The organism is Streptomyces sp. 8L, from assembly GCF_020176795.1.
GTDB lineage: Bacteria > Actinomycetota > Actinomycetes > Streptomycetales > Streptomycetaceae > Streptomyces.
Genome location: NZ_JAIUKE010000179.1, coordinates 1 through 8,473 on the forward strand (window position 1 = coordinate 1; position 8,473 = coordinate 8,473).

Below are 8,473 nucleotides of genomic sequence, written 5' to 3' on the forward strand. Positions count from 1 at the left end.
GGCGGGAACCGTACGGGAAGGGCTCGGGCGGGCGGAATCGGAGCTACGTACGAGGCGGTGACGAACTGGCTCGGCTTCGACGGGCAGGAGTCCGGCAAGACCATGGCCCTCGCCTCGTATGGCGATGCAAAGGCCATCGACCTGCAACTCTTCGACGTCACCGATGCCCAGGTCGAGGGGCGCTTGGAGCGGACCCACGACCGAGGGCTGGTGGAGCTCGCCGCCGCGTCCGGGCTCGATCTCGGCAGACCGTACGCCTGGGCCGAGCCCCGGGCACGCGACCTGGCCGCCTGGGTCCAGGCCCAGACCGAGGACGCTCTCGCCGAAGTCGTCACCCACCTGATGGCAGAGCACCGCCAGACCAACGTCTGCTTCGCGGGCGGAGTCGCGATGAACTGTGTCGCCAACGAGGCGATCCGACGCCGCACCGGCGCGAACCTGTTCGTACCCCCGCCGGCCTCGGACCGTGGCCAGGCCCTCGGTAACGCGCTCCACGGCGTCCACCTGCTCACCGGTCGGATGCCCAGGATGCCGCTCCCCGGACGGGACTCCTTCGGCCGCGTCTACACCGACGCCGAAATCCACCTGGCACTGCGCAGACATCCCGCCTCCGGCCTGGCGGAGCGTTACCCGCACCAGGCGTTCGCCTACCGGCGCGAGTCCGACCCGGCCACCGCGGCGGCCGAACTGATCGCGCAGGGCAAGCTCGTCGGCTGGTTCGACGGAGGAAGCGAACTCGGTGCCCGCGCCCTCGGCTCACGCAGCATCCTCGCCGACCCCCGCGCGGGAGCCACCCGGGAAGTGCTCAACACCAGGGTCAAACACCGTGAGTTCTTCCGACCGTTCGCCCCGGCGGTGCCGGCCGAGCATGCCGGCGCCTGGTTCGAGACCGACCGGCCCAGCCCCTACATGCTGTTCGCCTCGCAGGTCCGAGCGCGGCACCGGGATCAGATCGCCGCGGTCACCCACGTCGACGGCAGCGCCCGCCTCCAGACCGTCGACGGCACCGCCCACCCCGCCTTCCACCGACTGATCACCAGGTTCGGGGAGATCACCGGCGTACCCGTCGTGCTGAACACCTCCTTCAACGACACCGAGCCGATCGTGGAGACCCCGGCACACGCGGTGGCGACGTTCTGCCGCACCGACCTGGACGCCCTCGTCTTCAGCGGCGGCTTCGTAGCGGTGAAGACCGATGCCTGAACCCCGCGAAGAACCTCGGGTCGCGGTGCTCTTCGACACCGCCGGCTTCCAACGCTCCCTCCCGCTGACCGGAGCCGCCGCCCGCACACTGCACCTGAACAGGCACCTCGCTGACGCCGGGGTGGAGGTAACGCTGCTGCTGTGCGACCTCAACCCCCGTTCCAGGCCCACCGAACGCTGGCCGTTCCCCGTCCGCTACCTGTCGTACGAAGCCGTGTACGAGGACACCTCGCCGCTCACCGCGCAGATGAAGGAACTCGCCCCCGATGTGCTGGTGATGTCCAACACACAACTGACCGTCCGCTACGGACGCGCTCTCGCCGACACCGCCGGGGCCGCCCTGGTGTACGAGATGCACGACGACGAGGCCGCCGTCGCCCGGACGATAGGCAAAGCCGAGTGGGAATGCCGCCAGGCCGCTGTCCTCCAGGCGGCGGCCGTGGCCACAGCGGATGCCGTGGTGGCCTTCACCCGTCGTGACGCGGACCTCGCGAACGCTCTGCGTGCGACGAAGGTGCACGTGGTTCCGTGCGGTGTGGAGCCGGGCCCGGCCCCTGTTCGCGAACAGGAGACTCCGGGCTCGGCCGCGTTCGTCGGCAACCTCTTCTACGAGCCGAACGCCCGCGCCGCCGCCTTCCTCCGCACCCGGCTCGCCCCCGCGATGGCGCCCCGGGGCGGATCCGTCGACGTGTACGGGCGATACCCACGAGCACTGCGCGCCCTTGGCATCGGCAGCACCGTACGGCTGCACGGCCCGGTGCCGGATCTGCCATCAGCGTTGTCGACAGCCCAAGTGGGCTTGGCGCCACTGGACTCCGGCGGCGGGATGAAGCTGAAAGTGCTCCAGTACATGGCCGCCGGCCTGCCGGTCGTCGGCACAGCGGAGGCGTTCGCCGGACTCCCCGACCCAAGCGCCTTCGCGCTGGTCTCCACCGCCCCGTCCATGGACGACATGCCCGCTCTCGTGGCCCGCTTACAGGACGACGCCTCCCTGCGGCGACGACTCGGCACAGCGGGACGCCGGCTGGTGGAGACCGAGTTCTCCTGGGCGACTGCGGCCGGACTGGCACAGAACGCCTATCGATCCGTACGCGGTGTCGCGGGACCCGCGACAACACCTGCGATAGGGGCGGACGACATCCAGAGACTCGCAGGCCAGACACCATACTGGCTACACGAATGGCGAACCCGGAGGGAACTGACCATGGGCGAGACGCCTTCATCGACGAACGGCCGCGAGCACCCGGTGCTGGCACGACTGGCAAGCGAGATCGACTGTGCTCGCCACGCCGCCGAATCCGCACTCGACACCGTCTTCGACCAAGCGGCGATCGTGGGCTACGGCGGCCGATCCATGGTCTTCCTCTCCAAGACCGCTGTCCTGAAGATCTACACGCACCGGCCCGCCGAACGGGCGCGCCGCGAGATCATCGGCCTCCGCCTCGCCGGGCGGGTACCCGCTCTGCGCGTGCCCGAAGTCCTCGGCCACGACGATGTCGAAGGTGCCCTTTCTTGGGTGGCCGCCACCCGCCTGAACGGCGCAGCCCCCGACAACATCCACGACGCGGACGAAACGCGCACACTCGGCGAAGTGGCCGCGCGCCTCCATTCCCTGCCCACAGACGCACTCACCGAACTGCCGGCGTTCGGCCGCAACATCCGGCCCCTGGACCAAGACGCGCACCCCGTACGGGTCCGCCTCTCCGCAGTCCTCGACAAGACCGAACCCGACCAGCGGACTGCGTGCGTGCCGGGATTCGTCCACGGCGACTACTCGGCCCGCAACCTCCTCCTCACCCCCGGCCGGGCACCTGGCGTGATCGACCTCGAAGGCTGCGGCGTCGGGTGCGTGTACGAGGACCTCACCAATCTGTACGTCCAGAACTGCCTGATCGACGGCCGCTCCCCGACCCTCGTCCTGTCCGGTTACGAAGACGAGAGCTCCCGCCTCGGCGGACTCTCAAACGTGGACGCCAGGCACTTGTTGTGGCACACAGCCCGTTACTTCCGCTGGGTTCTGCAATGGGCCATCGAGATCGACACCACGCTCGCCGACCAGGTCATCGCCCTGGCGCCCGGCGTTCTGGATGCCCTTGAAGCCGAAGGGACACCCCGGCTGTGATCATCCTGGACGGCATGCCGGGCGCCGGCAAGACCACCCTTCTCCACCAGCTCCAGACCGCGTTACCGCATCATCTACTGGTCTTGCCCGAGGCCCAGCCCCCAGAGAACGGTTCGTCGGACGCCGAGACCGCTCGGTTCCTCTTGGATGAGGCCAGAGACCGTGTCGACACCGCCGAACACCTGTCGCGAAGTCGCCCAGACCTGCTTGTCGCCTCGGACAGGTGCCACATCGGGGTCCTCGCCTACCGCTACGCGCTGGCCGCCGCCGGCCGAGCCCCGTACAGCGACTTCGAGCAGGCCCTGGCCCTGTGCCACGACCTCGACCTCACAGGCCCGCACCCGGGCCTCACCACCCTGGTCCTGCTGACCGACCCGGGCACCTCGATATCCAGACGGTCCGCACACGCTCACGATGAGCGCCACGCCCTCTGGTTCGACCTCGACTTCCTCACCGCTTACCGGCACTTTCTCGACGACCTGCCGGTCTGGCTCCCCGTCAGTACCTTCACCAAGCTCGACGTCACCGACACCTCTGGCTGGCCGACCCTGCTCGACGCGCTGCCACCCGACCTCGTCCGCCGGCTCCCGCCGCAAGAGGCCCTCATGGGCGTCCGATCGTCGGAGGCGATATGACGCGTGAGCCCGCCACGGCGAACACCCTTCGTCTCCTCACCGCCCTGGCAGTTCCTCCCGACGACACGGCTACCGCCTCTGACGCCGTGGCCGAACTGCGCGCCACTGTCTACGAGATACGAGCTTTCCTCGCCCAAGCCGACGAACACGACACCCAGGCAGTGTCCTCCGAGGTCCTGCGCAGGTGGCGGAACGCCCTGGCCCGATCCCACCGCGCACTGGAACAAACCGATCCGGACGAATGGTCACGTTGGCGGCTGCCCGGGACCTGGCTCGACTCCCACCTGCGCCTGCGGTCGCTGATCGCCCACGAGGTCGGCAAGGCGTATTGGGACGACCGGCCCGAGGTCCGCTACGCGGAAATCGACATCGACCGGTACCTGTGGGGCGCCCGGTGACCTCATCGTCCACTCAGGAAAGGACCATGGACAAGTACACGCGCACCGCCGCCGCCCTGCGCGACCTGCTGGGCGGTCCTGACAACATCGTCTCGCTCACCCACTGCGTCACCCGACTACGACTCACTCTCGCCGACCGTACCCGCGTCGACGACACCACCCTGCGAGACCATCCCGCCGTGCTGGGAGTGCTGGATCGGGACACCTTCCAGATCGTGGTCGGCCCGGCCGCCGTCACCCCGCTTGCAGCGGCCCTCGCCCGACTCCTCGACGCCCCGTAACCACCGGCCCCCACCGACGGCTCACCGCCGCGCCGGTACAACCGGCCGTCACTGCCAGCCGGTTCGGTACAACGTCCACTCCAGCGCCGCCGCGGCCTCCCGGGCCTGGTACGCCCGCAGTGCGGGCCGCGACGGACGACGGCGGGCCAACTCCCAGTGGCCGGCAACCGATACGGCCAGCGCTGTGACCGCATCGGCATCCGCCGACTTCCAGGCAGGAACCCGGGCCAGCGCCGCTTCCGCCGACGCCGGCGTATGACCGTCCATGATCAGGTACTGGACAAGCCATGCCGCGTCGAACCACGCGGCCCCGCGATACCCGAACGCCCAGTCGACGACGAACACGGTCCCGCTGCCGTGCTCGCGCACCATGTTGTCCGGCCGCAGATCAGCGTGCAAAAGGGTGTCGCCCTCCGCAGCCGGCATCCACCGCGTCTCCCACTCGATCAGGTCAGCAAGATGCGCCACGCACCACGGGGAGAGATCGCGAGGCCGATCGGCGGCCAACGTCCGCCAGCAGCTCGAAACCCGGGCCATCGCCTCGGTCACCGGCCGCGCACCGGCGTAGGCGCACGGGGACAGTGCCTTCCCCATCAACGCCACGGTGTCCAGGACCGCGGGAAGATCGGCGGAGCCCGGAGCAAGGCTGGGATGGCACCCGTCGACGTCGTCGAACAGCAGCAGGATCCAGCCCTCACTCCTGCCCGACCACAGCAGGGCCGGCGAAGAGAAGCCGGTCGGCACGGCAGCCGCAACCGCCGCCTCTTCTTCGTACATCCCGGCCAACGGATGCTCGACCGGTATGCCCTTCACGAATACCCGCCGACCATCGGCCAGCAGTAGCCTCGCAGCCAGACCCGACGTGAACCCGCCCTCCTGCGACACGGCCCGCAGCACCTGGGTACCGCAGCGGCCCGCGATCTCACTGCGTACTCCGGGTGGGAGGTCCTGCCACGGCAGGCGAGACTCTGAACCAGCGCCCATCGATGCTCCTCCTGGTTAAGTCACGGACACAACGCTCGATGATTCTGCGACTTCTCGTCCGCCCCCCAGGACCAGGGCGTTCTCCGGCGGGGCGAGGTATATGCCCACCACGTCGCGGACCTTGGTCACGAACTGCGGATCGGTCGGCAGTTTCCAGGTCGCCACGATGTGCGGTTTGGGGCCCAGCGCCCGCCAGATCCGCGAAACGGCCGGCTGCGACATCCCTGCCGCCCCGGCCATCGAACGCATCGACCAGTGCGAATCACCCGTCGGCGGCGCTTGGTCCACGCATCCCGGAAGGAAACAGCAGGAGAAAAGGACCTCCGACCACGCTTCACTGCAGGGCGTCGAAGTGAGTTCTGAAGTGCGCGATGACTTGATCTGCTGCAGCCCGAACCAGAGGGAGCTGCACAGTGCGGTTTGAACGAACCTTGCTGATCATACGCAAGGGAGGCTTCCCTCTACCCAAGAGAAAGCGCAGCTCCCGCTGCACAAGATACTCCACACCTTCGCGGTGACTGGTTTCCAAGGTAAGAAACTCATCCGCCTGCCCCATGTCAGCCCAGAAGATCACTAGGTCGTCCATGCGATCCCATGCGGAATCATCGAATTCGTGTAGTCGCCGCTGGAAGGAGGACTTCTCAAGGGCGCGCCCAAGGTGATCTCCCCAGCGGCCAAAAATTCCGTTACGCCCGACTGTCATGCCTACATAGGCAGCACCCACCTTCTTTGAATATCCGCAGTATATGTATGCCCGCGCACGACATAGGCTTGGGCTCCCGACAATCGCGGCGCCCCAGGTCTCGCCCTCTCTCAACACGTGCATTCAGTTTCGCCCTACGCAAAACGCTTCTCAAGGGCCTCTGCCGTGACCTTGTACACAGCAGCTGAAGCCTGATTTCTGTAGGTCACGAACACGTCCTCGATGACTTCGTCAGAAAGTTCCTGCTTGTTGCGAACGGTTCCACTCTCCGCCGAGGCCAGGCTCAGGAAGAGCGCCTGGACGAGCAGCACAACATCAGCATCTTCGCCGAACCGCTCATCAAACATTCTCATGAAGCGATGGGACCGATTGATCCGCACCACCGTTCCCAAGGTGGCATCACGCGAGCGCTCCCACAGAGCATTGTCGTCCAATTGATCAACGAATGTGACCCTCGCGCCCTCCTTGCGGGCCTTGTCTCGCTCTTCGTCGCTAAGCGGGTGTCGAGCAGATTCCTTCTCTGCACGCTTAGCCCGCTCGTCCTCTGATGCCGCGTCATCCGGATCCGTAGGCAAAAATTCCGGGAAATCCACCTCGATTAGCGCTTCCGCAGCTTTTCTGTTGGGGTCCTGGTTTGCGGCGGCTCGAAGAATCTTCGCCGCATTCTTCCACCCGCTCCTACTCAGGCGCCTTGCTTCGTAGATGGCCTCACTGAGAGCGTCCTCAGCTTCCTCACTTAGGAGTATTTCCGATTTTTTCACATCGATATTGAAGGCATCGTCGGCCGAGTCATCGATCAAAATCCTACCGCGAAACGCGAAAAAATCCTGGTCGGCCGGAATGAGGCCGTTGAATCGTTCAGCCCTACGGATTAGCCGCTTGTTTCTGTAGACATAGAAGCCATAGTGGCCCGCACCGATCATGTACCTGTTCCGAATTTCGGCAGAATTACCGAACGCGGGCGGGTGGACCAGCTGCGTGGCTTCGATTATTGCCTCCACCTGATTCTCTGCGTCAAGAATGATTGGGGTCGGGCGCTCAAGCCATCGAACATCGCGACCGTCCCACTCGGCATCATCGAGATTTCCTGCGGCGTCGGCTTCGTCTACGAACAGAGGATCGAAGGGGGCTACCGGATCACCATCCAGTAGAATCTCGAGATCTCCGCCGTTAGCCCGGAGGAAGTAGAAGTAGGTTACACCAAGGTTACGCCCAAGAGCGTCGCGAGTCTTGCGGATACTTGGATGATTACGCTTATGGATTTTCTCAATACTGACCACCGTGCCATGCGCAGCGCCAGGAAGAAGCTCATTCACTCTATCGAGATCGACGGAATCCGGTTCCGCCAACCGGCACTCCAGCCTGCCAGTCTCCTCCACATGCGGAAGGTCAAGGGTCACCTTATTCCATGAGCCCCCCTCGCGGGCACTGACCACTTCGATCCGATCCCCTTGGGACAGTCCCGCACTTTTCAAGCCGAGCCCATATTTACCGAGGCTCCCAGATCCGTATTCCCCGTCTGCTCCCAGGGCCAGAGCTTCGATTAGGCGATCTCGGTCCATGCCATCACCATCATCAGCGATAATGTAGCGCGCTGCACTATTCCTGCGAGCTTCGGACATGTCCGGTTCGCGTTCCAGCTTGATGGCGATGCGCCGAGCATTCGCACCCACCGAGTTATCAACAATGTCGCAGATGGCGCTCTCTGGCGTATAGCCGATGCGCGCGATGGCACGGAGGATTCGCCCGGGGTTGATCGGTACTTCGGTGAAGCTCACGTGTGATTCCCCAGCCTGACTCGACGTCATGTCTGTTCGAGACCTCTTCCCGTCTCTGCCTGCCTCGCGTGCCAAGACAGTGTCTCAGGCGGGTCTGACATCCCGCTGGTGATCAGGGCAACTCACCTGGACCTCGAGTCTTGGCCCAGTACAGGAGTCGGTCCTGTACAGGGCGCTGCCGATGCTGTTTTCCAGCAACCGTCCAGGAGCGATGCGTGCGTTTCCCGCCTGGTGTTCTCCAACGGCAGACGCAAAGGCCCCCCCCCCCGCGGGGGGGCCGGGGGGGGGGGGGGCCCCGGGGGTGGGGGGGGGGGGGGGGGGCGGGAGGGGGGGGGGCGCGGGGGGCGCGCCCCGGGGGGGGGGGGGGGA

Annotated in this window: 8 protein-coding genes and 1 pseudogene; 5 read left to right on the forward strand and 4 right to left on the reverse strand. The window is 66.1% G+C overall.

The window, feature by feature from the left end; translation table 11 throughout:
- The 5 genes from LCE31_RS16625 to LCE31_RS16645 form a co-directional block, all read left to right on the forward strand.
- A partial coding sequence (locus tag LCE31_RS16625; protein WP_308042259.1) for a carbamoyltransferase C-terminal domain-containing protein occupies positions 1–1,203 on the forward strand: 1,203 nt, incomplete at its 5' end.
- Positions 1,196–3,325 (forward strand): phosphotransferase, encoded by a 2,130-nt coding sequence (locus LCE31_RS16630; RefSeq protein WP_225015054.1) that lies wholly within the window; start codon positions 1,196–1,198, stop codon positions 3,323–3,325. The genes LCE31_RS16625 and LCE31_RS16630, both read left to right, overlap by 8 nt.
- Positions 3,322–3,960: a hypothetical protein gene (locus LCE31_RS16635; RefSeq protein WP_225015055.1), complete on the forward strand. Its 639-nt coding sequence runs from the start codon at positions 3,322–3,324 to the stop codon at positions 3,958–3,960. The genes LCE31_RS16630 and LCE31_RS16635 overlap by 4 nt, the downstream gene beginning before the upstream one ends.
- On the forward strand, positions 3,957–4,358 hold the full coding sequence (locus LCE31_RS16640) for a hypothetical protein (protein WP_225015056.1): 402 nt from the start codon (positions 3,957–3,959) through the stop codon (positions 4,356–4,358). The genes LCE31_RS16635 and LCE31_RS16640 overlap by 4 nt, the downstream gene beginning before the upstream one ends.
- 26 nt (positions 4,359–4,384) lie before the next feature.
- Positions 4,385–4,639, forward strand: coding sequence for a PTS glucose/sucrose transporter subunit IIB (locus LCE31_RS16645; protein WP_225015057.1), 255 nt, complete (start codon positions 4,385–4,387; stop codon positions 4,637–4,639).
- 48 nt (positions 4,640–4,687) lie between these two features.
- On the opposite strand, the gene LCE31_RS16650 is transcribed toward LCE31_RS16645, so the two are convergent.
- From LCE31_RS16650 to LCE31_RS16665, 4 genes and pseudogenes are all read right to left on the reverse strand, one after another.
- Complete coding sequence (locus LCE31_RS16650; protein ID WP_225015058.1) at positions 4,688–5,524, reverse strand: phosphotransferase; 837 nt, start codon at positions 5,522–5,524, stop codon at positions 4,688–4,690.
- A 165-nt stretch (positions 5,525–5,689) separates the two neighbouring features.
- A pseudogene (locus LCE31_RS16655) lies at positions 5,690–5,887 on the reverse strand (IS630 family transposase); the annotation flags it as partial.
- Positions 5,888–5,957: 70 nt separating this feature from the next.
- Complete coding sequence (locus LCE31_RS16660) at positions 5,958–6,347, reverse strand: hypothetical protein (RefSeq protein ID WP_225015059.1); 390 nt, start codon at positions 6,345–6,347, stop codon at positions 5,958–5,960.
- Between the two features lie 113 nt (positions 6,348–6,460).
- Entirely contained in the window at positions 6,461–8,104 is a 1,644-nt protein-coding gene (locus LCE31_RS16665; protein ID WP_225015060.1) for an ATP-binding protein, read from the reverse strand.
- Between the last annotated feature and the right edge of the window lie 369 nt (positions 8,105–8,473).